Below are 24,385 nucleotides of genomic sequence, written 5' to 3'. Positions count from 1 at the left end.
AGTTAGGTATGCTTAGCTGCCAACCCGGCCACAGCCGTTCAGGTTATGCCTGGTCGCGTTTTTTTACCATCGTGAGGATGGTAGCCACGGCCACGGTTTCGCTGGTTTCGTCGGATACGTCTACCAGCCAGCGCACAATGCCCTTGGCTACGTCCTCGGCGTCGCGCTTTTCCTGCCCGATTTTTTCCTTCACGGTCAGCTTCACCCCGATGGTCATGCCCGGGTACACGGGCTTGGTGAAGCGGCACTCATCGAGGCCGTAGTTGAGCAGCACGGGACCTTTGCGCGGGTCCACAAACATGCCGGCGGCCTTGCTCAGGATGTAGTAGCCGTGGGCCACGCGCCCCGTAAACAAGGTCCCTTCCAGCGAGGTGGCGTCTACGTGGGCGTAGAAATTGTCGCCCGACACCTGGGCAAAGCTGGTGATATCGGCTTCCGTGATGGTGTGGCGGTGAGTCGTGTACGTCTGCCCTATTTCCAGTTCCTCGAAGTAGTGCTGAAATGGGTGCTTGTCCTTTTCGATCTGCCGGGCTTTGGGCTGATACACCTCCGTAATGGCCGTAATCATGCTCGGGGAGCCCTGAATGGCTACGCGCTGCATGAAGTGCTCTACGCCGCGCATGCCGCCCATTTCCTGTCCGCCACCGGCCCGGCCGGGGCCGCCGTGCACCAGCAGCGGCAGCGGGGAGCCGTGCCCGGTACTTTCCTTGGCTACTTCCCCGTTCAGCACCAGAATGCGGCCGTGGTGGGTGGCCGCACCCAGCACAAAGTCCTGCGCCACGTGGGGGTCGTTGGTAGCCACGGAGCATACCAGGGAACCTTTGCCCAGGTTGGAAAGCGCAATGGCTTCGTCTACATCCTTATAAGGCATGAGCGTAGCGACCGGCCCAAAGGCTTCCACCTCGTGGGTATCGGTGAACCGGAATGGCTCGGAGTTCAGCAGCACGATGGGCGACATGAACGCGCCTACTTTGCAGTCGCCGCCGATAACCTGCACGTTGTCCAAGTCGCCGTACACGATGGGCGTATTTTTGGCCAGCTGCTCTACCTGCTGGCGCACTTTGCGCACCTGGTCCATGCCGGCCAGTGCGCCCATGCGCACCCCCTCGGCCTGCGGGTGGCCCACGGTGGTTTGCGCCAGGGCCTTCCCCAGCGCAATCTGCACATCCTCCACCAGGGTTGAGGGCACGATAATGCGGCGGATGGCGGTGCATTTCTGCCCGGCTTTGGCCGTCATTTCCTTGCGCACTTCCTTGATGAACAGGTCGAACTCCGCGGTTCCCGGCACAGCGTCGGGTCCCAGCACGGCCGAGTTCAACGAGTCGGCCTCCAGGTTGAAGGGCACGGCTTCGGAAATGATGCGCGGGTGGCTCTTAAGCTTGCGGCCGGTTTCGGCCGAGCCGGTGAAGGTGACGACATCCTGGTACGTGACGTGGTCCAGAATGCCGTGGCCGGAGCCGCACACGAGCTGCAACGCCCCCTCGGGCAGAATTTTCGACTTGATGATTTCGCGCACCACGGCCTCGGTCAGGTAGGCGGTGGGCACGGCCGGCTTCACGATGGCAGGCATACCGGCCAGCAGGTTCACCGCAATTTTCTCCAGCATACCCCAGATGGGGAAGTTGTAGGCGTTGATGTGCACCGCTACTCCTTCTTTCGGCACCAGAATGTGGTGGCCCATGAAGTTGCCGGCCTTCGACAGCGCAATCGGGTCCGACTCCACGTAGAACGGTTTATCGGGAAACTTGCGGCGCAGGGAGGCATTGGCGAACAGGTTGCCGATACCGCCTTCAATATCAATCCAGGAGTCGGCGCGGGTGGCTCCGCTGCGGTAGCTGAGCGTGTAGAAGTCTTCCTTTTTACTGTCGAGATGCAGGGCCAGGGCCTTGATCATGCGGCCCCGCTCATGGAAGGTCATCTTGCGCAGGGCCTTGTTGCCCACGCGGCGGCCGTAGTCGAGCATAGCCTCAAAGTCGAGGCCTTCACCGTTGGCAATGGCTACGACTTCGCCGGTGCTGGCATCGTAAAGTTCCTGTTGGGCGCCGGTGCCAGGCATCCAGCGGCCCAGGGCGTAGTTTTCGAGGGTGGGGATCATAGGGGTGGGAAAGAGAAGCGTGAGCTTTGCAGCCCGCGTGATGGATAATGTTTAGGATAAATGGAGCAGTTCGGGCTACTGCCTGCGCTCATTCCAGGTCTGGTAATGCGTTTCCTGTACCGGGCGGTCGGCGGGAATTTCGCGCAGAGGCTCACAGACCCGTAGCGTGGCGTGGCAGTCGGCGGGCAGTTGCATGTACACGCGGGTACCCTCGGTTTTCCAGGCCAGCATGTCGTCACTTACCTGCCGGATAATTTTGTGCGGGTTGCCCACCACGAGGCTGCGCGGCGGAATCACCTCATCGGCCCGGATAAAGCTGAGCGCCCCGATGATGCTTTCGTCGCCGACCTGCACGCGGTCCATAATAACGGCATTCATGCCCACCAGCACGTTGCGGCCAATGGTAGCGCCATGGATGATAGCACCATGGCCGATGTGAGCCATTTCCTGCAGCCGCACAGTAGTACCCGGGAACATATGCACGGTGCAGTTTTCCTGCACGTTGCAGTTGTCTTCAATGATGATCTGCCCCCAGTCGCCGCGGATGGCGGCGCCCGGACCGATGTACACCTGCCGGCCAATGATGACGTTGCCTGTAACCGTCGCCTGCGGATGCACAAAAGCCGTTTCGTGAACCACCGGCACAAAACCGTTGAATGCGTAAATCATAGAATGAAAGCGGCGCTTTAAGAGCTGCCAGCCAAAGGTAGCAGGCCGGGCGGTTGCACTTCTGCCCGGCTACCACACCCCGAAAGTAACAGGCGGGACTGACTTCCGGGCTTAAGCCGTCGTTGGCTGCTCGCTGAATTTTCGCCTGCTGAAACGCCCTGGCTCACCTCCCACAGCTCATGAACCAACAATGACAAAATTATGTACAATTGTCCAAAAGTCAATAAATCAAACGTTTGCGGGCACGATTGCGGCGGTGAGTGACTACTCACAAAAAATAGTGAGGCAGTACTTACTTTCAATCAAAGGATATGTCGTACTATTGTAACGTTATCAGCAAGCAAATCCCCCCGGCTTGCTGATAATGAAATTCCCACGTCCTGTTTGCCAGGTGTAACCCCACCCCATCTGGCGTTTTTCGAGTACTGCGCGCCTGATCGGCCGCCGCTGGTAACCGAAAGCAGTGTAGCCGGCCGATTCGGTGCTCCCGAGTCGGCCGGCTTCCGTTTTGACCCTACTGCAGTCCTACTCCTACCCTTCCCAGGTTTCTACCTACCGGCTGAAAACAGCTTGTACTTTCCCCGAAAGCAGCAGCCCACCTCTGGCTGCATATTCCCTTTTCAGGAAACAGCAGTTGGAAGTGGGCTACCCCAAGCGGCAGGTTTCTGGCTACTGCTTTACAAACGTATGCTTTTCCGTATGGCCCGCGCTTTCCAGCCGGAGCTGGTACAAGCCGGCGGCCAGCCGGGAAACGTCCACCGCCTGCCGACGGAAGCCTTGCAGCGCCTGCGTCAGCACCAGCTTGCCGGTGGCGGAGTAGATGCGCAGCGTAGTAGCTGGCGCCCCCAAGGGCAACTCAACGTGTAGGGTTTCCGTGGCGGGGTTGGGGTAAAGACTGGCGCGGGCCGCACCCACTGCTTGGCCGCTGGCGGCAGTAGCTGTGGGTGTGGCAAACAGCTCCACGTTATCGAGGCTGCACCAGTTGCCGGCGTTGGCGTCCGACCACAGGCCGATTTCGCACTGCCCGTTCGTTACCTGAATTCCCGTAAGCTGAATCTGCGTCCAGGTGCTGGCAACGGGCAGAGCCACGTTCATTTCGGCGCCCCCGAAGCTTTTGGCGTACAGCTGGCAGGCTTTCTGGCCCCCTCCGTTCATGGCCCAGGCTTTCAGCATATAGGTGCCATTGGGCAAGCCGGTTTTAAGCTGATAGGTGCTGGCCTGGTACGCGGAACCCAGCCAGTGCGTGAGGCGGTAGGGGCTGGCCTGGCCGCCGGTTTCAGTTTTGTCGGCGGCGTAGTTGCCGGCGGTGTTGGCCCAGCTCGACCAGGCCGTGGGCGTCTGCGTGGCGCCGTCGGCCTCGAAGCCGGGGTTAGCCAGCACGTTGGTGCCCGTGGGCGTGGTAGGTGGGAGTGTGGGCGTCACCAGGAAGGCATTCAGGGCCGCGGTGGGCTTGCCGTCGTTGCTGAAGGCGCTGAGCTGGTAGCCGCTGAAGCTGCGGTAGCCCTGCGGCTCCCAGTAGAATACGCCCAGGCCCTGGCTGTTGGGCACGGCAAACACCGCGTTCTGCACCGCCACCAGCATGTCGTACACTTTCTGGGGCTCGTTGGCACAGTCGCCGCCTATTTCCGACACGACCACCTGCTTGCCGTAGCGGCTGGCCATGTCGTTAAGGTTGTATTGCAGGCTGCTGAGGGAAACGGTATAGTCCTGGTTGAGCCAGTAAGGGTAGTACGACAGGCCTATCACGTCGTACTTACCGCCGTTGGCCTTGAGCTTGTCGAAAAACGAGCGGAACCGGGCATTGTCGTTGCCCTTATCAAGGTGAACAACCACTTTGCTGGTGGGGCTAACGGCCTTCACCGCATCGTAGCCTTTGTTGATGAGCTGGGTAAGCTGTCCGAAGTTGGCGGTGCTGCCTTCGGGCCACAGCATGCCGCCCGGTATTTCGTTGCCGACCTGCACCCATTCCGGTGTCACGCCGTTGGCCTTCAGGCTGCTGAGTACCTCGTAGGTATGGTCGTACACGTCCTGCTGCAGCTGGGCGAAGGTATGGTCTTTCCAGGCGGCGGGCTTGGTTTGCTGGCCGGGGTCAGCCCAACTGTCGCTGTAGTGGAAGTCAATCATGAGGCGGAACCCCATGTCTTTGGCCCGGGTAGCCATGGCCACTACCTCGGCGGGGCTGCAGTGCCCGTTCACCCAGTCCACCATCGACGGATTGACCCACACCCGCAGCCGGATGGAGTTGATGCCTTTGTCCTTGAGCAGCTGAAAGCAGTCCTGCTGCACGCCCTGCTCGTCGTAGAACTTGTAGCCGTTGGCTTCCATCTGCTGCAGCCAGCTGGTGTCGGCGCCCTTGGCAAAGGTCTGGGCCGACACCAGCGTTGGGCGAAGCCAGGCGCTGCCCAACAAGAGCCCGACAAGAAATAGCTGGCGGACGTTCACTGCGCGGAGAAACTTTTTCATGTGAAAAGGCCGACGGGTAAATTCTATTGGGAAAGACAAGTAGCTTTTGGGTTGTTTTCCAACCAACTGCAAAAAAAACACAACTACGTATGAACAACCGATTGTGCAACACTGCAATAGACTAGGTGGCTATATTATTGGTGAAGCGCTTACCTTCGTGCAAACGTTTGCACGAAGGTAAGGAATGTGGAAGGCAAAACCCATTGGTGCTCCCAAAGGATTTCCTCCACCAAAACCTGCTGGCTTACGTGCCCTGTCTTTCATCCTGCTTTTCTATTCCCCTTACCCATGAAGGATTTTATTGCCCGGTACGCCCGGCGCGGTATGCTGGCCGGTGCCTTGCTGGCGTCTTCCCTGGTAGCCTCTGCCCAGGCGCGGCGGGAATACCTGCTGACCTCTAACTGGAAGTTTGCCCAGGGCGACCTGCCCGACGCGGCTCGCCCCAACTTCCCCGACGCCAGGTGGCAAACCGTGCAGGTGCCCCACGACTGGGCCATCTACGGGCCGTTCGACAGCCGCAACGACCTGCAGAAAGTCCGCATCGAGCAGAACAACGAGAAGGAAGCCAAAACCAAAGCCGGCCGCACCGGCGGGCTGCCGTTCATTGGCACAGGCTGGTACCGGCGGCGGCTGGAGGTGCCGCAGTTCGGGCCGGGTAAGCGGGCCGTGCTGCTGTTTGATGGGGCCATGAGCAACGCCCACGTGTTCGTGAACGGCCGCGAGGTAGGCTACTGGCCCTATGGCTATAACTCGTTTTCCTTCGACATCACCGACTTCCTCCGCCCCGACGGGCGCAACACTCTGGCCGTACGCCTGCAAAACCAGCCCGAGTCGTCGCGCTGGTACCCCGGGGCCGGCCTCTATCGCAACGTCCACCTCATCGTCACCGATGAGGTGCACATTCCGGTGTGGGGCACTTACCTCACCACGCCGGAAGTTACGGCCGACTACGCCCGGGTAAAGCTGGCTACCGAAGTGGCCGTGCCGCCTGGCCGGCTGATCGGCCGCAAAGGAGCGGAAATCGACGTGAAAGGCAGCCACGACGAGCACATTGGCCGGGGCGCCATGAAGAAGGTGTTGTTTTTGCGCCTCGATACGGACATTCAGACGGCCGACGGCTCGGTGGTGGCCACCAGCAGCACGCCGCTGGAAAGCGGCTTGCCCGTGTGTGAGCAGGCTTTCACCATCGTTCAGCCTCAACTCTGGAGCCCGGAAACCCCCACGCTCTACACAGCGGTTTCGCGGCTCTACGTCAAAGATGCGCGGGCCGATACTGCTTTCCGGCTAACCGACGAGTACCAGACGCGCTTCGGCATTCGCTCTTTCAAGTTTGAGCCGGAAAAAGGCTTTTCGCTGAACGGGCAGCCGCGCAAGTTCAAAGGTGTGTGCAACCACCACGACCTGGGCCCGCTGGGCGCGGCCGTCAACACGGCGGCCCTGCGCCGGCAGCTTGTTCTACTTAAGGAATTAGGCGCCGATGCCATTCGGACCACCCACAATATGCCGGCCCCGGAGCTGGTGAGCCTGGCCGATGAAATGGGCTTTATGCTCATTGTGGAGGCGTTTGATGAGTGGAAAACCCCCAAGGTGAAGAACGGCTACAGCCAGTACTTCGACGAGTGGTCGGAAAAAGACGTGGTGAACATGGTGCACCGCGACCGGAACCACCCCTCGGTGGTGCTCTGGAGCATCGGCAACGAAGTGCCCGACCAGTGGGCCCCCGGTGGCACCAAGCTCGCCCGGCGCCTGCAGGATATTGTGCACCGCGAAGACCCTACCCGCCCCGTCACGGCCGGCATGGACCAGTTCGATGCGGCCGTGAGCAATGGCTTTGCCGCCCTGCTCGACGTGCCGGGCTTCAACTACAAGCCCCACCGCTACGCCGAGGCCTACGGCAAGCTGCCCCAGGGCATGCTGATGGGCTCGGAAACGGCTTCCACTGTCAGCTCACGCGGGGTGTACAAGTTTCCCGTGGTGAAAGCCAAGGACAAGCAGTACCCCGACAACCAGTCGTCGTCGTACGATCTGGAAGCCAGCAACTGGTCGCAGACGCCCGACGAGGAATTCGTGATGCAGGATGATCTGCCGTACAATCTGGGCGAGTTCGTCTGGACGGGGTTCGACTACCTGGGGGAGCCGTGGCCCTACGACGAAAAGTGGCCTTCGCACAGCTCCTACTTCGGCATCTTTGATCTGGCTGGCATTCCGAAGGACCGCTATTACCTGTACCGGGCCCGCTGGAACCCCGAGAAGCCCACACTGCACCTACTCCCGCACTGGACCTGGCCCGGTCGCGAAGGCCTGACCACGCCCGTTTTCGCCTATACCAACTACCCCTCGGCCGAGCTGTTTGTGAACGGCGTAAGCCAGGGCCGCCAGACTAAAGCTTCTTCCGACCAGCCCCAGACGCGCTACCGCCTGATGTGGAATGAGGTGAAGTACCAGCCCGGCAGCATCAAGGTGGTAGCCTATGACGACGCCGGCAAGGCTGTGACCGAAAAGGAAGTGCGCACCGCTGGCAAGCCCCACCACATCCGTCTCGTAGCCGACCGCACCAACCTCACTGCCGACGGCCAGGACTTGGCCTACGTGACGGCCCGCGTGGAAGACGCCCAGGGCAACCTCTGCCCCGAAGCCACTCCCCAACTCCAGTTCAAGGTGAGCGGGGCGGGCCGCTTTCGGGCTGTAGCCAATGGCGACGCCACCAACCTGGAAGTTTTTCATCAGCCGCGCATGAAGGCTTTCCAGGGAATGCTGGTAGCCATTGTGCAGGCCGCCGAGCAAGCCGGGGAAGTACAGCTGAAAGCCACTGCGCCGGGCCTGAAAGGCGCTACAATCAAGCTGCAAACGCAGAAGAAGGCAGTAAACTAGGTTCCTCGGTGGCCTTACCGGCTGGTAAAGAAGCCCCTACCAGGATGGATGATCTGGTAGGGGCTTTTTCTATGCAGCAGATAGTTTGCTCGTGAAAAAGCGCTTTCAGAGCAGTAGCCACACGTTGAATAGGTTGGACGATAAAAAAATTTGACAATTATTTTTCATCTCGCTTGATAACTTTAAGTTATACCATATAACTCCAGGTAATTTATATGCCTTACGCTTATGGCTTGCCGCAAGTATTTGCCTAACAATCTGTCTAAATCTGATATATACTGGATAAAATCCACTCTATAGAACGCAGAATGAGGCTATTATCTTTTTCAATCCGCCATCTGTTACCGGAAAAATTGCCAGCAGACAACTTATTCTCGTTGAATCCGGCAAGCGGGAAATTTATAAGCTTTCGTTATGATGCCAAAATCTACCCGAAGCCTTTTCAAAAGCTTATAGCACTGTTATACAGCAGCAAACACAGAAAGCCATTTGCGTTTTCAGAAAAACGTCTTCTACATTTGCTGTACCAATCCTTGCCTAAGCAGGATTGTTCTTAGACAGCGGCACGTAGCAATCAACTTAAACACGTGCCGGCAATTGGCCGCCTTCCCAAAGGAAGCAAAGCCCTGACCACATGAAGCAAGTTGTTGTGGACGCTAACATCCAACCGTACGCTTTGCCATCTGCCTCCTTTGCCATTCAGCCGGGCTGTTGTTGCCGCGCTGCTCTGGAGTGTATGGGCATGGTCGTAAGCCGGTGTTGTTGAGCGAGGTCTACCCCTGTTCAGTCTGACTGCTACACATAAGCCCCAAATAGCTTGGGCTAGCCTGATTACCGCGCCTGCAGGGCGGTAATGGCTGATGCCAAAGCGGGCAGCGCACAGTGCAAAAGCACGTGACGCGCTTTCAGTTTCAGCAGCATAATCCTAGTGCTTCTCTCTTTTGCTTAGCCGGCTGCCGGGCACATTATGGCCTGCTCCGTTTTGTACGGTGGCATGGCTGCACCCGTCCCCGGGGCTCCGTAGCGGACAGCATATCCCGCTTTTTTCTCCTTCCAGAATTAAATCCCGCGCTTTATCCAGCCTGCTAGCCGGCTGTGATAAAACGGCTTTGCTCAGCCTGAAAGCAGATATGCAAAGCCTGATTGGGGTAACAACCGGGGTGTCTGTATCCCCGGTATCCGGCAAAGTTCTATAACGGCAAGGCCTTACAACTGCTTCGCCGAACTCCATTCCTCCATACTGCGGACTCGGCGCCAAACCGATGCGCAACGCCAACCCGCGCTGGCGGCAGGCTACCCGAAAAGTCAAAAACCCTCTTCTTTCCATGAAACATCATTTACCCTTTCTTATACTGGCGCTAGGCGTTGCCGGGACGACAGGGGCGACGCCTTCTACTTCCGGCCGCCTCAGCCACGCAACTGCGGCGGGGCCGGTTACCGGTAAAGTACTGGACGAAAGCGGGGCCGGCCTGCCAGGCGTGACGGTGCGCGTAAAAGGCACGACCGATGGCACAACCACGGCCCCCGACGGCACCTTCACGCTGCCGGCCGTGGAAGAAAATGCCACCCTCATTTTATCTTTTATCGGCTACAAAGCCCAGGAAATCAAAGCCTCGCGGGCAGCCAGCCTGACGGTGCGCCTGGTGCCCGACCAGGGCCAGCTCAATGAGGTGGTGGTAGTGGGCTACGGCACCCAGCAGCGCAAAAACCTGACGGGCTCCATCGTGAAGGTAGACCCCTCAGACACCAAGGAGCTGCCCGTGGGGAGCTTCGATGCTCAGCTGCAGGGCAAGGTGTCGGGGGTGCAGATTTCATCGAACTCCGGGGTGCCGGGCGGGGCCGTGAACGTGCGGGTGCGCGGAGCTACTACCATCAACGGCTCCAACACGCCCCTGTACGTGGTGGACGGGGTGTTTATGAACAACAACAGCCTGCAAACCATCAGCACCGGCGGCAAGGCCTCCTCCCCCATTGCCGACCTCAACCCCGCCGACATCGAAAACGTGGAGGTGCTGAAGGATGCCGATGCCACGGCCCTGTATGGGGCCCGCGGCGCCAATGGCGTCATCCTGATTACGACCAAGCGCGGCAGCTACAACCAGAAGCCCCGCATCAGCCTGAACGTGTCGCAGGGCTGGGCCAAAGCCGCTAAGCTCTGGGACCTGACCACCGGCCCTGAGCACGCCCGACTGGTAAACGAAAACTGGCTGAACACCACCGGCTCTACCCCGCACACCACCGAAAACGTGCCCTACCGGCCCGTAGCGGCGGGTGGACGCGGGCTGCCGGAAGAGCAGCCAACCTTCGACCGGCTGGGGCAGGTGTTTCGCACGGCGCGCCTGCAGAACTACGATTTGTCGGTGGCCGGGGGCAGCGCCAGCACCCGCTATTACATAGGTGGGGGCTACACCAGGCAGGAGTCCATTCTGCGGCCCATCGGGTTTCAGCGGGCCAGCTTCAAGGTGAATCTCGACCAGCAGCTTTCCGATAAGGTGCAGATTGGGGTGAGCAACTCGTTTTCGCGCACCTTCCGCAACGAGGGCCGCGCCGGCGACGGGCCGGCTGGCGGGCTGTTGCAGGCTGCTCTGCATACGCCCACGCTGCTTTCGCCTTACGATGCCAAGGGGCAGTTGGTGGGCCGCGCCAGCTTCGACAACGTGGAGCTGCTCATCAACAACTACGACGTCAACTCCACTAGCCTGCGCTACATCGGCAACCTCTACGGCGACGTGCAGCTGCTGCCTAACCTGAAGTTCCGCACCAGTTTCGGGGTCGACTACAACAACTACGACGAGGAAGAATACTGGAACACGCTGCTCATTGCCGGGGCCGGCGTGGGCGGATTGGCCACCTCCAGCATCACCCAGTACACGTCTTTGCTCAACGAAAACACGCTGACCTACCGCCAACAGCTGGGCAAGCACGGCCTGGGCCTGCTGCTGGGGCAAGGGCTGCAGAGCGACACCAACGGCCGCACCTTTGCGCAGGGCACGGGTTTCCCCAACAATGCCTTCCGGGAAATTTCGGCTGCCTCGGTCACGAGCAGCACCAAAAACTGGTCGGCCTACCGGCTGGCCTCCTTCTTCGGGCGGGCCGACTACAACTTCGACGACCGGTACCTGCTGAACGTGAGCTTCCGGGCCGATGGCTCCTCGCGCTTCGGCAAGGACAACCAGTGGGGCTACTTCCCGAGCGTGGGCGCAGCCTGGCGCATCAAGCAGGAAAGCTTCCTGCAGGATGTGGCCTTCCTGAGCGACCTGAAGCTGCGCGCTTCCTATGGCATCACCGGCAACCAGAATGGCATCGGCAACTTTGCGGCCCGGGGCCTGTGGGCCGGCGGGGCCAACTACCTGGGCAGCGCCGGCATTGCGCCCCAGCAGCTGGCCAACGCCGACCTGAAGTGGGAACAGACTTCGCAGGCCAACGTGGGCCTGGACGTGGCTTTCTTCGAGGGCCGGGTGGGGCTGGAAGTGAATGCCTACTATAAATACACCAAAAACGGCCTGATTCAGCTGGCCGAGCCGGCTACCACGGGCTTCGGGGGCTACTGGGCCAACGCCGTGGAAGTAAGCAACAAAGGGCTGGAATTTGTGCTGAACACGGTGAACGTGCGTACCGAAGGCTTCAGTTGGAACACCAGCCTAAACGTGGCCAGCAACGCCAATAACATCGAAAAGCTGGCCACGCCCACCAAGTTTGGCAGCCGCGACCTGATTCTGCAGCAGCAGGGCAACCCGCTGTATTCCTTCTGGGTGTACAAGCAGCTGTACGTGGATGCGCAAACCGGCAACGCCGTGTATGAGGACGTGAACAAGGACGGCAAGATTACGGCCGCCGACCGGCAGATCGTGGGCAGCATCTGGCCCAAGTTTTTCGGCGGGCTAAGCAACTCCATCAACTACAAAGGCTTTGATGCCAACGTGCTCATAGCCTTCCAGTACGGCAACGAAGTGTACAACCACAACCGCTTCTTCGGGGAAGGCGGCGGCGCCCGCGACGAGGCCCGCATCATCTTCGCCAGCAACCTGGACCGTTGGCAGAAGCCCGGCGACCAGACCAACATCCCTCGTCCCGATGGCATCAACGTGAACAACTACCTCGACGGGGGCAGCCGCTGGCTGGAAGACGGCTCCTTTGTGCGCCTGCGCAACGTGAGCCTGGGCTACACGCTGCCCGCCTCGCTTACCCGCGGGGTCTTCAATGGGTCGGTGCGGGTGTATGCCCAGGGCACCAATCTAGCCCTGCTCACCAAATACAGCGGCCTCGACCCGGAGTCGGCGGCCAGCAGCGACGCCAACCAGCAGGGCATCGACCTGGGCACCCCGCCCCAGCCGCGCAGCGTGCAGGTGGGCATAAACGCCACCTTCTAAGCATCATGCAAGCCATTCACATTCTAAATGTCTGCCGGAGACACGTCGCATGTCTGCCAAGGACATTTGAAATGTCTGGTAATGACATTCGGAATATCTGCCGCAGACATTTCGAATGTCTGGCAATGACACTCGGAATGCAAAGCAATGACATGCCGAATATCCTTGGCTGACATAGGCTGAGCACCGGGGCAGAGCGTCTCCGGTACCGGCTGCCGGGCGCTCTGCGCAGCCGGTACTCTACCCGCGCAAGCCGGCTTCGCCTTACCCTGTCTGTATCAGGGCAGCTGGCAATGAGCCGTTGACTTCCGGCTTCCACAACTTCTTCTGACTTCTATCTCCTGACTTCTCATGTCTACTGCCTACCTAAAAACCGTCGCTCTTTTCGCTTCCATTGCCCTGGCGTTCAGCGTATCGGCCTGCGAGGACTTTCTTGACGTGGCCCCCCGCGAATCGGTAGCCGACGACCAGACCATTACCGACCAGAAATCGGCCGCTACGGCCCTCAACGGGGTGTATAGTGCCCTGGCCAGCGGCGGCTACTACGGCACCAGCTTCCAGAGCATCGGCTACCTGACCGGGGACAACGTGAAGTGGACCGGCACCCAGTCGCAGGTGCAGGAGTTCATCAACCACAACGTGCGGGCCGACAACTCCACCATCAGCACCGTATGGTCGTCGATTTACGTGACCATCAACCGCGCCAACCACGTCATCAGCAAAGTGCCCGGCGTGACGGACCCGCTGCTGACCGAGGCACTGCGCAACCAGTACGTGGGCGAGGCCTACTTCCTGCGGGCCCTGGCTTACTTCGACCTGGCCCGCACCTTCGGCGGGGTGCCTATCATCACTGCGCCTACGCTTACGGCTACTTCCAACCAGGGCATTGCGCGCGCCACGCAGGCCGAAACCTACGCCCATGCCTTGCGCGACCTGGAGGCGGCCGAACCCCTGCTGCCCAACCCCGCCACCGTGACCACCAACGACCGTTACCGGGCCACCCAAAAAACGGTGTGGGCCCTGAAAGCGCGGCTGTACCTGTATCAGCAGAACTGGGCCCAAGCTGAGGATTATGCCAGCCGCCTGGTCGGCGACGACGCGAACTACCAGCTGGTAGCGCCCTTCAACGCCTGGTTTGCGGGCAACGTGCGCGGCAGCCGCGAGTCGGTGTTTGAGGTGTTCTACAACGGCACCACCGAGGTAAACGGCCACCGCGGGCAGTGGCAGCCGACAGCCAACGGCGGCACCCGGCAGTGGGCCCCGAACGATGCGCTGGTGGGCCTGCTGAATACTGCGCCGAACAACACACCCAACGGCCGCAGCACGCTGATTGCGGCGCTGAACAGCACCACCTGGTACGGCAACCTCTACTACCGCAGCCCTGCCTCAGACCCCAGCTACATCTTCCGCATTGCCGAGCTGTATTTGATTCGGGCCGAGGCGCGGGCACAGCAAGGCAAACTGACCGAAGCACTGGCCGACCTCAACGCCGTGCGGGCCCGCGCCGGGCTGGAAGCCAGTACTGCGGCCACACCGGAGGAAGCACTACTGGCCGTGGAAGACGAGCGGCGGCTGGAGTTTGCCCTAGAGCCCCACCGCTGGTTTGACCTGGCGCGCACCGGCCGGGCCACGACCCTCTTCAAAGACCCGCTGGACCCCAACGCTCCGCTGCCCGGCTTCCGCCTGGTGCTGCCCATTCCCATCAGCCAGCTGCAGGTTGATGCGGCCCTCAAGCAAAACGAAGGGTACTAGCCCGGCATTCAAATACTATTCAGACCATCATGCTGAGCTGGTCGAAGCATGACAATTCCCAAACACAGGAATTGAATTTTCTGCTACCTCCTTCTACACTCCCATGAGCACAACCTTATCCCCCGCCGCGCCGGTGCTGGAACGGCCGCGTTTCGTAGAGCCGACAAGCTCCGCCGCCCCTGAGCACCAGTGGGCGGGCTACGAAAAAGCCCTGTTTCGCTTTGCTTTCCTGTATTTCGCCCTGCAGGTGCTGCCCCTCGACTGGAAGTACTACCGCGACGTAGCCGCCAACTGGTCGGGCTTCTCCTTCGGCGACATCTTCCGGGTGGCGCACTACAGCCCACGCTTTTTCGACGGCCCCGACACCTTCCTCAACTGGGCGGTAGTGGCTTTGCTGGCTGCCGTGGGTGCGGTGGTCTGGAGCTTGGTCGACAAAAGCCGCCCGGAGTACAACACCCTGTACTACTGGCTGCGGGTGCTGGTGCGCTACCGGCTGGCGGCGGGCCTGCTGGCTTATGGCTTCCTCAAGCTCTTCCCCATGCAGTCCCCGCCGCCTTCCCTGAGCTTGCTCAATACCCACTACGGCGACCTGAGCGACTGGAAGATTTTCTCGTTGAGTTTGGGCATCGTGCCTTCGTACCAGTCGTTTCTGGGGCTGGTGGAGATTCTAAGCGCGGTGCTGCTGCTGAACCGGCGCACGGCTAGCATCGGGGCCTTCCTCAGCATTTCGTTTCTGGGCAACGTGTTTCTCTCCAACCTGGCCTACGAGGGCGGCGAGTACGTGTACAGCTTCTACCTGCTGGCCCTGGCACTGGTGGTGCTCTGGTACGATGCCCGCCGTGTAAACGACCTGCTGACGTTGGAGCGGCCTGCTGTTCCGAACCGCTTTCAGCTGGTGCTGCCCGAAGGCTGGCAACGCTCGGGCCGGCAAGTCCTGAAGGCCGGCTTCGTGCTCTTGTTTGTGGGGCTGTACGGGGTGAAAACCTACGCCGCCTATCAGCGCGGGCCCTACCACTACCCCCAGACGCCCGGCCTGCCTGACGCGGCCGGCCTCTACAACGTGCGGGAGTTTCGGCTGGCCGGGCAGGTGCGCCCTTACTCCGCTACCGACCCGGAGCGCTGGCAGGATGTAGTGCTGGAAGAATGGAACACGCTCAGCGTGCGCTCCAGCCGTCCCGTGGTGCTCGACCATAGCAACACCGAAGCCATTCATTCCCAGGACGCCAACCGCAACTACGAGTTTGCCGGGGCCGCCGGCCGCCACTACTACGCCTACCAGCTAAGCTCCGACGGCCAGACGCTGACCCTGCAGAACCGCAACCCAGGTGAGGGTGCCGATAAGCTCACGCTCCGCCTTACCCGCCCGGATGCCCGCACCATCACGCTCAGCGGCACCGATGCGCAGGGCCGCGACCTACAGGTGGTGCTGGAAAAGCGCGACAAGAAACACCTGCTCGAAGAAGCCGCCAAAACCGGCCGCCGCGGGGACCTGAAGCTCTAGCATTTCTCTACCTGAAAACGACTTTTCCAATGTCTACCACCTCTTTCACCCTTGCACCCGGCCCCGAGGCTCCGGTGGCCGCCAGCCGCTCCAGGTACGCGCCTTCGACCGTTAAAACGGCCGCCGCCCGCCGACCCTGGAAACCCTGGCAGCGCGTGCTGTTCCGGGTGGCCTTCCCGTTTTTCATTCTCCTTTCCCTGCCCAGCGACCTGGGCTGGTACAAGAACCTATTCACCATCGACTGGCTGCACGGGCACTACCGCGACGTCTACGACATTGCCCGCTTCTCGCCTTCGTTCTTTCTGAAGGGCGGCGCGGAAGGCGGAGCGCCGGCCCTGCTCGGCTACGACAAGTGGTTTATTGCCCTGGGCATTTCGCTGGTTGTTGGCCTGATCTGGACGCTGCTGTCCCGCAAAAAGGAAGAATACGAGGTGCTCTACTACTGGCTGCGCGTGCTAGTGCGCTTCCGGGCCGGCATCGGCATCATCGGCTTCGGGTTCACCAAGGTGTTCCCCACGCAGATGCCCTACCCCTCCATTGGCATTTTGAACAGTGACTTTGGGGACATGACTGCCCAGAAAATCTTCTGGCTGCAAATCGGCATTGTGCCCTGGTACCAGGTATTTACCGGCGTGGTAGAAACGCTGGCGGGGGCCATGCTGTTTTTCCGGCGCACCACCTTTCTGGGCGCGGCCCTGCTGCTGGGCGCATTGGGCGACATCGTGTTCGTGAACTTCGCCTATGACGGGGGCGTGCATGTCTACAGCTCCTATTTCGTGCTGCTGGCCGCCTTTCTGCTGGTGCAAGACCTGCCCAACCTCTACAACCTGCTGATTCGGGAGCGGTACACGGTGCCCCGGCACTACTCCCCCAGTTCAAGGAAGCCTGGCTACGCTTCACCCGGCTGGGGCTGAAGGTGGCTACTATCGGTATCTTTCTGGGGTACCTGACTTACCTCGAGTACCTCAACTTCACCTACGACCCCTACAAGCAGCCCGCCCAGAAGGGCCTTGCTGAGCTGCGCGGGCTCTACAACGTGGCGGAGTTTCGCCTCAACGGGCAGGTGCTGCCTTACTCCCCGCTCGACAGTGTGCGCTGGCAGCAGGCCACCTTCGAGAAATGGACCAGCTTCACCTACAAAGTAAACCGCCCGCATAAGCTCGACCTCTCCAACGGGGGCGGCGCGGCCATGCGCGACATCAACCGCACCTTTGAAACGACTGGTCTGGCCGGCGGGCAGCGCGTGTTTTACTATGATGTTGACCCGCAAACCCACACGCTCTACCTGCAAAGCAAGGTGCTCACCGGCAAAAGAGGTCGGCGCGGCCAGCCCGAGGAAGAAGCCGGAAAAGCCACGGCCCAGGTGCGCGGCAGCAGCATTCCGGCCGGCCACAACAATGGCTACGGCGGCGACTATGGCGGCAGCTACGTGGGGGGCAAGGAAGCCGAGCAGCAAGCCAAGTACCAGGCTTCGCTGGCCGGCTGGATCAGCCCCGAAGCCCTGGCGCGCATCGGCGACGAAACCCTCAAAATCAACCCCGCGGCCCTGAGCACCCGGCGCGAACGGGGCATCAAAGCCGAGCAGAAGCCTGAAAAGCGCGACCGGATGACGCTAACCTACCACACCACCGATGGTGGCCGGCACGTGGTGCTGCGCGGCCTCAATGAGCGGAAAGATTCCCTCTACGTGATGTTGGACCGCGTAGACCGCCGGTATACCTTGTCGGAGTCGACGCTGTCGGCCGGGCAGTATTAGAGGTGAAATGGTGAAGGTGTGAGTTAAAAACCAGTTGTTAGTCTTCGCAGGCAGATGCAGACGAAAGGTGGCAATCGGGTTTAAACGCCTATTTCAATCCTCAAAAACTCACTATTTCACAACTTCACCATTTCACCTATGAGCAAACCTGAGTATGATGCGGTGGTAGTGGGCTCGGGCCCGAACGGGTTGGCGGCGGCCATTGTGCTGCAGCAGGCCGGTTTGCGGGTGCTGCTGCTCGAAGGCAAAAACAAGCTGGGTGGCGGCCTGCGCACGGCCGAGCTGACTTTGCCCGGCTTTCGCCACGACATCTGCTCGGCCATTCACCCGCTGGCGGCGGGCTCCCCGTTTTTTCAGATGCTGCCGCTGGCGCAGTACGGGCTGGAATACATTACCCCGCCCGTAGCCGCCGCTCATCCATTCGATAATGGCACGGCCGCATCAGTAGTCAACTCCCTGGCGGCTACGGCGCAAAGCCTGGGGGCCGATGAGCAGGCGTACCGGCAGCTGCTGGAGCCGGTGGTAGCCAGCTGGCCCCGCATTGCCAACGACGTGCTGGCCCCACTGCGTTTCCCGAAGCACCCGCTGGACATGGCACGGTTTGGCTTGTCGGCCCTGCAGCCGGCCACGCTGCTGGCCCGGCACTTCCAGACCAAAGAAGCCCGGGGGCTGTTTGCCGGCATGGCCGCCCACGCCATTCAGCCGCTCGGCAACCTCACTACTTCGGCCATTGGGCTGGTGCTGTTGGCGGCGGCCCACCGCAAAGGCTGGCCGCTGCCCAAAGGCGGCTCCCAGTCCATTGCCGACGCCCTGGCTGCGCACTTCGTGGCCCTGGGCGGGCAGATTGAAACCGGCACCTACGTCCGCGCCCTGGCCCAGCTGCCCTCCGCCAAAGCCGTGCTTTTCGACGTGACGCCCGCCCAATTGCTGCAGATTTCTGGCCACGATCTGTCGGCGGTGTACCAGTGGCAGCTGCGACGCTACCGCTACGGCATGGGTGTGTTTAAAGTGGACTGGGCGCTGGATGGACCGATTCCCTTCACGGCCGCCGAGGGCCGCCAGGCCGGCACGGTGCACCTGGGCGGCACCCAGGAGGAAATTGCGGCCAGCGAAAAAGCCACCGCCAACGGCGCGCACCCCGAAAAGCCCTTCGTGCTGCTGGCCCAGCAGAGCCTTTTCGACAACACCCGCGCCCCGGCCGGCCAGCACACCGCCTGGGCCTACTGCCACGTCCCGAACGGCTCCACGCAAGACATGACCACCCGCATCGAGCAGCAAGTGGAGCGCTTTGCCCCGGGCTTTCAGGACCTGATCATCGGCCGGCACACCTTCAATACGGCCCAACTCGAAGCCTACAACCCCAACTACGTGGGCGGCGACATTAACGGCGGGCGGCTGGATATCAGCCAGCTGTTTACCCGGCCCGCGCTGCGCGCCTCACCCTATCGAACCTCAAAGACCGGGCTGTATCTGTGCTCCTCGGCCACTCCTCCCGGCGGCGGGGTGCACGGCATGTGCGGCTACCACGCCGCCCGCCGCGCCCTGCGGGACGTGTTTCAGCTGGAAGCCGCGCCCCTGTACCACGAAGCCCCTTTGGCCCCGGCCAGCCGCTAATCCTTTTTCTCTCTTCGTCTTTTCTTTTCAAGTATGTCAACTGCCGTTAAAACCGTTCCGGTCGCATCCACTTTCAGCCTGCACGAAGACTGGGTGGTAGTGGTGCTGGGCGCCCTGCTGATTGGGCTTTCCCTGTCCGGTTTGCCCTTCGCCGTACCCGTGTTCAGTTGGGACTCCGCTGCCGACCTGACCGGCAAAGTGCTCAGTCCGGCCAATCTGCAGCTGATCCTAACCCAGTTTGTGTATCTGGCGGCTGTCGGCGCGGTGGGGGCCTGGCTCACCAACCGCTCCCTGAAGAATTATGCCCTAGGGTTTCCCATTGTATACCTGCTCACACTGGTGGCGCTGATAGCTGCCGGCAGCAAGACGGCTCGCAGTCTGGGGCTGGAAGCCGTTATTTTCAGCTTGCTGGCTGGTCTGCTCATCGGCAACCTGCTTGGGCTGCCCGACTGGCTGCGGGCCACGCTCAGCACCGAGCTGTTCGTAAAAATCGGATTGGTGCTGCTGGGCACGAGCGTCATCTTTACCGACATTCTGAAGGCTGGCTCACTGGGGCTGGTTCAGGCGCTGGTGGTAGTGCTGGCGGTGTGGTACTTTGCCTTCTGGCTGTGCCGCCGGCTGGGCGTGGATGAGGAGCTGACGATGATGATTTCCAGCGCCGTGTCTATTTGCGGGGTGTCGGCGGCCATTGCCACGTCGGGAGCCATTAAGGGCGACGCCAAGAAGCTTTCCTACGTCATTTCCCTGGTGCTCATCACGGCCATTCCCATGATGCTGCTCATGCCCTACGCCGCGCACTGGCTGGGTCTTTCGCAGCAGGTCACCGGGGCCTGGCTCGGCGGCAGCATCGATACCACCGGCGCCGTAGTGGCCTCGGGCACGCTGGTAGGCGAAGAAGCGCTGAAAATCAGCACCATCGTCAAGTTTTCGCAGAACGTGCTGCTGGGCGTGGCCGCTTTCGCCATTTCCATGTACTGGACCTACACCCAACACCCCAACGCCACCGAGCCGGGCACCAAACCCACGCTGGGCGTCATCTGGGAGCGGTTTCCCAAGTTTGTGCTGGGCTTTGTGGCCGCTTCGCTGCTGTTCTCCTTCGTGCTGGCCCCCGAAACAACTGAGGCCGTGAAGGGCGGGCTGAAGAGTGCCCAGGGGCTGTGGTTTGCGCTGGCCTTCACCAGCATCGGGCTGGAAACGAACTTTAAGGACCTGTTCAAGCACGAAAACAAGAAGCCGCTCTACGCCTTCCTGCTGGCGCAGACCTTCAACATCTTTATCACGCTGCTGATTGCCTATTTCCTGTTCCGTTAGCCCGGAATGGGCCGATTTTCTTTCTAATCCTCTCCGCTGTGCCCACCCGCCGTTTCGCTATTCTTACCTGCATGGATGCCCGTCTCGACCCCACACGCCTGCTGGGCGTGCCCGAAGGCAGCGCCCACGTGCTGCGCAACGCCGGCGGCCGCGTTACCGATGAAACGCTGCAGGCCCTGCTGCTCTCCCACCAGGTGCTGGGCACGCGAGAATGGTTTCTCATCCAGCACACCGACTGCTGGATGAGGCGCTGGCTGCCGTGCTTTCCAGCGCCGGTCCAACGGCCGTAGTTCCGGCTCCAACTTCTTTTTCGGACCTTACGAAGGCAGTGGCCGCGGATCTGGCCCGCGTTAAGCAGCACCCGCATCTCCCGGCTGAGGTGCAGGTGTTTGGCTACGTGTACGATGTGCGCCACAATCAGCTGCTGGAGGTACAGCCCGGAGGCCACCTCGTGCGCTAGCCGTTTGCTTTTTGTTTATGGACGTTGATATGAAGCTTGATTTGCTGATGCTGGCCGCTCACCCCGACGATGCCGAGCTGGGCTGCGCCGGCACGCTGCTGCGCCATGCCGCGGCCGGGCGAAAAGTGGGCGTGGTGGATTTGACGCGGGGCGAGCTGGGTTCCCGCGGCTCGGCCGAGCTGCGCGACGAGGAAGCAGCCGAAGCGGCCCGCATCCTGGGCCTGCACGTGCGCGAAAACCTGCGCATGCGCGACGGGTTTTTCCGCAACGACGAAGAGCACCAGCGCCGCGTTATCGAGGTTATCCGCCGCTTTCAGCCCGAGTTGATTCTGACTAATCCCAACATTGACCGGCACCCCGACCACGGCCGCGCCGCCGACTTGGTGCACGACGCCGCTTTTCTGGCGGGTTTGCCCAAAGTTCAGACCGAGTGGGAAGGCCGGGCGCAGGCGCCCTGGCGGCCCCGGCTGCTGCTCCAGGCCATCCACAACAGCTACGTCCGCCCCGACATCGTGGTGGATATTTCTGATTTCTGGGAACAGAAGCTGGAGGCCCTCACTGCTTTCCGAAGTCAGTTCTACCACCCCGAGTACGCCACTGACGAGGTGAAGACCTACATTTCCTCGCCCGACTTTTTGAGTATCCTGGAAGCCCGTAACCGGGAGTTGGGTAGCTACATCAGGGTACAGTTTGCGGAAGGCTACACCAGCCGCCGGCCCATGGGCATAGATGACCTGTTTCTGCTGCGCTGAGTTGAATGGCCTGGTTTACTTCTGGGCACTGGCACCGCTTGCTACTCGGTATTCCGCCACCCAGCAACCGCCTAAAACGAAAAACCGGATAAAAGACCTCAGCAGATCTTCTATCCGGTTTTTTGTGGGCCCAACTGGAATCGAACCAGTGACCTGCTGATTCACTTTCCTCCGGTTTCCCGAAGTAGTTGGACTATCTCATCACCCTATCTGCCGCAAGGCAAACGTAGGTGGGGGGCGTTGATGGAAGCGTATTGCATGGTCTGCTCACTTCCTAGTCTCTGCACCTTCCGGGTACTTTCATGACCGTTCCCCGGCTTGGCTCAGGATTGCCATCGGGAGCCATTTACTCACCGAACAGGTTTCCCTGAGTTAACCCCCTGCTCATCCCGTAGTTTCCTGCCGGGAGGCACCGCTTAGCAGTTGTTGAATTGTAGAAAGCACTAGCTCCGGGTGATGCGCTTCGGCATGACAATTTGAGCAAAGCAGCTCGCATTTACTTGCTTCGGCAACAATCACCTCCCAGTTCCGATTTGATAACACGCGCATGTCAAGTTTCATGCGCTTGGTATTCGGGTCGGAGTGATGGAAATGCAGCGCGGCTATGTTGGTACGATAGCCACACTTCCGGCAACCACCACCCAGCCGCTCAATCAACTCAAGCTTGCGCTTCAGCGACCTGACCGTTTGGGAGTGATAGGTGTTGGTTTGTGCTTTTACCCGATAGTAGTGGTCTTGCTGCTTACCTGCTATCGGTTTTTCACAAACCACACACCGCTTCATTCAATTCAAAGAACGCTAGTTGATGAGTCAGCTGCTCTAACCGATTGAGCTATAGGCCCAGTGCGCAACGTCCCTTAGTAAGGTTGGCTACGACAATGCAAACTACGTACTTCGCGGTCAGATTTCCAACCTTTACCCGTTTTATGGCCCAGAAACCCAATCTGCTGTTTGACTTTGGCGGTGTCATCATCAACATCGACTATCAGCGCACCCTGGATGCCATGGCCCGCCTGCACCGCAGCGGCAGCACCATTGCTTTCACGCAGGCTGCCCAGGCCGAACTGTTTGACTTGATGGAAACCGGCCGCCTCACGCCCGCGGCCTTCCGGGAGGGCCTACGCACACACTACGAGCTGGAAGCTACCGACGAAGAGCTGGACGCCGCCTGGAATGCCATGCTGCTGGATGTCCCGGCCGAGCGCCTGGCCTACCTTGCCGGGCTGCGCGCCCAGGGCCACGAAACCGCGCTGCTTTCCAACACCAACCAGATTCATATCGAGGAAATCAACCGGCGGCTCAAAACCCAGTATGGCTTGGAGCACGGCATTGCCGACTGCCTCGACTGGGTGTTTTACTCCCAAGAGGTAGGGCTGCGCAAGCCGGGCGAAGAAATTTTCCGGCACGCCCTACGCGAAATGAACTGGCAGGCCGGGGAAACTCTTTTCATCGAGGACAGTTCTCAGCACATCGAAACGGCGCGGCGGCTGGGGCTGCACACGCTGTTTCTGGCTCCGCCCCTTACCCTCACCGATGCCCTCCCCGACGCCCTCCGAGCCTTCCGCCCCGCTGCCTCTCCCCTTCCCTGACGCACCCACTCCGGCCGAAGCAGCACCCGTAGATTTCCCCGACTACGAGCAGACCGAGCGGCCCCGCTGGCAGCGGTACGCGCTGCACCTACTGCTCTTCCTCGTTACTCTTACTACTACCACGCTGGCCGGGGCTGAGTGGCTGACGGGCAAGGTCTTTTTTATCCAGGGTGATGACTTCAAGCTGACAGGCTGGCTCACGCCGGCCGAAATCTTGCAGGGACTGTGGTTTTCGGTGCCGTTTCTGGGGGTGCTGACGGTGCATGAGTTCGGGCACTACTTCACGGCCCGCCGCAACCATATCCGCACCTCGCTGCCGTACTATATTCCGTTTTTCACCGGTTTCTTTAACACCCTGGGCACGTTTGGGGCGGTTATCCGCATCAAGGACCGCATCTACTCGCGGCGGGAGTATTTCGATGTAGGCCTGGCCGGGCCACTGGCCGGGTTCCTGGTGGCCGTACCCGTGCTGATCTACGGCTTCACGCATCTGCCGCCACTAACTTCTATTCCGGTCGAAGAATTTTACGACCATGAGGATTTTGGCAATACTTTCACCCTGGCCAGGCCGCTGCTGTACCAGGCGCTGGAATACGTGTTTGCGGATCCAACCCGGCTGCCCCACCCCAACGAGCTGATGCATTACCCGGTGCTGCTGGCGGGGGCGCTGTCGTTGTTTTTCACTGCCCTTAACCTGGTGCCTATCGGCCAGCTCGATGGAGGGCACATTCTGTACGGGCTGCTGGGCTTTCGGCGGGCCAACCGGCTGTCGGCGGCCCTGTTCGTGGCCTTCATTTTTTACGCCGGGCTGGGGCTGTTTACGCTCACGACCAGCGCCGAAACCTGGCTGTACTGGGGCGGGCCCTATGCGCTGTATCTGTTTCTGGTGTTCCGCAAGGCCCTGCCCACGCCCCGGCGCGGGCTGCTGCTGGCGGCGGCCGTGTGGGCCGCGCAGGTGGCCCTGTCCTCGGCGGTACCGGGGCTGCAGGGGCAGCCGGGCTGGCTGGCGTTTGGGCTGCTGCTGGGTACGCTCACGGGCATCTACCACCCGCCGGCCCCCGATGAGCGGCCACTTAGTGCCGGCCGCAAGGTGCTGGGCTGGCTGATGCTGCTTATTTTTGTGCTGTGCTTTACGCCTTCGCCGTTTAGTTCTTAGTTTTTATCCGCTGGGTGCGCGTCTGC

17 protein-coding genes are annotated in these 24,385 nt (G+C 60.7%); 13 read left to right on the top strand and 4 right to left on the bottom strand.

The window, feature by feature from the left end; translation table 11 throughout:
* Positions 1 to 43: 43 nt before the first annotated feature.
* The 3 genes from paaZ to LRS06_RS17315 all read right to left on the bottom strand — a co-directional run bounded on the left by paaZ (position 44) and on the right by LRS06_RS17315 (position 5,227).
* Positions 44 to 2,095: a phenylacetic acid degradation bifunctional protein PaaZ gene (paaZ, locus tag LRS06_RS17325; RefSeq protein ID WP_257872641.1), complete on the bottom strand. Its 2,052-nt coding sequence runs from the start codon at positions 2,093 to 2,095 to the stop codon at positions 44 to 46.
* A 75-nt stretch (positions 2,096 to 2,170) separates the two neighbouring features.
* Positions 2,171 to 2,764 (bottom strand): transferase hexapeptide repeat family protein, encoded by a 594-nt coding sequence (locus LRS06_RS17320; protein WP_257872640.1) that lies wholly within the window; start codon positions 2,762 to 2,764, stop codon positions 2,171 to 2,173.
* A 669-nt stretch (positions 2,765 to 3,433) separates the two neighbouring features.
* Positions 3,434 to 5,227 carry a glycosyl hydrolase 53 family protein gene (locus LRS06_RS17315; protein WP_257872639.1) on the bottom strand — a complete coding sequence of 598 codons (1,794 nt, stop codon included), beginning with the start codon at positions 5,225 to 5,227 and terminating at the stop codon, positions 3,434 to 3,436.
* 288 nt (positions 5,228 to 5,515) lie between these two features.
* On the opposite strand from LRS06_RS17315, the gene galB reads away from it, so the two are divergent.
* From galB to bshB1, 11 genes are all read left to right on the top strand, one after another.
* The gene (galB, locus tag LRS06_RS17310) at positions 5,516 to 8,098 is read left to right on the top strand and encodes a beta-galactosidase GalB (protein ID WP_257872638.1); all 2,583 of its coding nucleotides are present in this window, start codon (positions 5,516 to 5,518) and stop codon (positions 8,096 to 8,098) included.
* 1,325 nt (positions 8,099 to 9,423) lie between these two features.
* Positions 9,424 to 12,468 (top strand): TonB-dependent receptor, encoded by a 3,045-nt coding sequence (locus LRS06_RS17305; protein ID WP_257872637.1) that lies wholly within the window; start codon positions 9,424 to 9,426, stop codon positions 12,466 to 12,468.
* Positions 12,469 to 12,819: 351 nt separating this feature from the next.
* Positions 12,820 to 14,220, top strand: a complete 1,401-nt coding sequence (locus tag LRS06_RS17300) for a RagB/SusD family nutrient uptake outer membrane protein (protein ID WP_257872636.1) — start codon at positions 12,820 to 12,822, stop codon at positions 14,218 to 14,220.
* 103 nt (positions 14,221 to 14,323) lie between these two features.
* Complete coding sequence (locus LRS06_RS17295) at positions 14,324 to 15,721, top strand: DoxX family protein (protein WP_257872635.1); 1,398 nt, start codon at positions 14,324 to 14,326, stop codon at positions 15,719 to 15,721.
* A 29-nt stretch (positions 15,722 to 15,750) separates the two neighbouring features.
* On the top strand, positions 15,751 to 16,635 hold the full coding sequence (locus LRS06_RS17290; protein WP_257872634.1) for a hypothetical protein: 885 nt from the start codon (positions 15,751 to 15,753) through the stop codon (positions 16,633 to 16,635).
* A gap of 2 nt (positions 16,636 to 16,637) precedes the next feature.
* The gene (locus LRS06_RS17285; RefSeq protein ID WP_257872633.1) at positions 16,638 to 17,477 is read left to right on the top strand and encodes a hypothetical protein; all 840 of its coding nucleotides are present in this window, start codon (positions 16,638 to 16,640) and stop codon (positions 17,475 to 17,477) included.
* A 138-nt stretch (positions 17,478 to 17,615) separates the two neighbouring features.
* Positions 17,616 to 19,091, top strand: coding sequence for an NAD(P)/FAD-dependent oxidoreductase (locus LRS06_RS17280; RefSeq protein ID WP_257872632.1), 1,476 nt, complete (start codon positions 17,616 to 17,618; stop codon positions 19,089 to 19,091).
* Positions 19,092 to 19,124: 33 nt separating this feature from the next.
* Positions 19,125 to 20,402 carry a YeiH family protein gene (locus LRS06_RS17275; RefSeq protein ID WP_257872631.1) on the top strand — a complete coding sequence of 426 codons (1,278 nt, stop codon included), beginning with the start codon at positions 19,125 to 19,127 and terminating at the stop codon, positions 20,400 to 20,402.
* A 38-nt stretch (positions 20,403 to 20,440) separates the two neighbouring features.
* Positions 20,441 to 20,692: a carbonic anhydrase gene (locus tag LRS06_RS17270; protein WP_257872630.1), complete on the top strand. Its 252-nt coding sequence runs from the start codon at positions 20,441 to 20,443 to the stop codon at positions 20,690 to 20,692.
* A 38-nt stretch (positions 20,693 to 20,730) separates the two neighbouring features.
* Positions 20,731 to 20,862: a hypothetical protein gene (locus LRS06_RS17265; RefSeq protein WP_257872629.1), complete on the top strand. Its 132-nt coding sequence runs from the start codon at positions 20,731 to 20,733 to the stop codon at positions 20,860 to 20,862.
* Between the two features lie 17 nt (positions 20,863 to 20,879).
* Positions 20,880 to 21,614, top strand: a complete 735-nt coding sequence (gene bshB1 / locus LRS06_RS17260) for a bacillithiol biosynthesis deacetylase BshB1 (RefSeq protein WP_257872628.1) — start codon at positions 20,880 to 20,882, stop codon at positions 21,612 to 21,614.
* Between the two features lie 384 nt (positions 21,615 to 21,998).
* Here the strand turns inward: bshB1 and LRS06_RS17255 are convergent, their stop codons facing one another.
* A complete protein-coding gene (locus tag LRS06_RS17255) occupies positions 21,999 to 22,397 on the bottom strand; it encodes a hypothetical protein (protein ID WP_257872627.1) in 399 nt (132 codons plus the stop codon).
* Positions 22,398 to 22,540: 143 nt separating this feature from the next.
* On the opposite strand from LRS06_RS17255, the gene LRS06_RS17250 reads away from it, so the two are divergent.
* Positions 22,541 to 23,203: an HAD family phosphatase gene (locus tag LRS06_RS17250; protein WP_257872626.1), complete on the top strand. Its 663-nt coding sequence runs from the start codon at positions 22,541 to 22,543 to the stop codon at positions 23,201 to 23,203.
* Positions 23,148 to 24,359, top strand: coding sequence for a site-2 protease family protein (locus tag LRS06_RS17245; RefSeq protein WP_257872625.1), 1,212 nt, complete (start codon positions 23,148 to 23,150; stop codon positions 24,357 to 24,359). Before LRS06_RS17250 ends, LRS06_RS17245 begins: the two co-directional genes overlap by 56 nt.
* Positions 24,360 to 24,385 lie beyond the last annotated feature (26 nt).

Origin of the sequence: Hymenobacter sp. J193, assembly GCF_024700075.1 — a bacterium.
Taxonomy (GTDB): domain Bacteria; phylum Bacteroidota; class Bacteroidia; order Cytophagales; family Hymenobacteraceae; genus Hymenobacter.
This window is presented reverse-complemented; position numbering and strand designations above follow the sequence as displayed.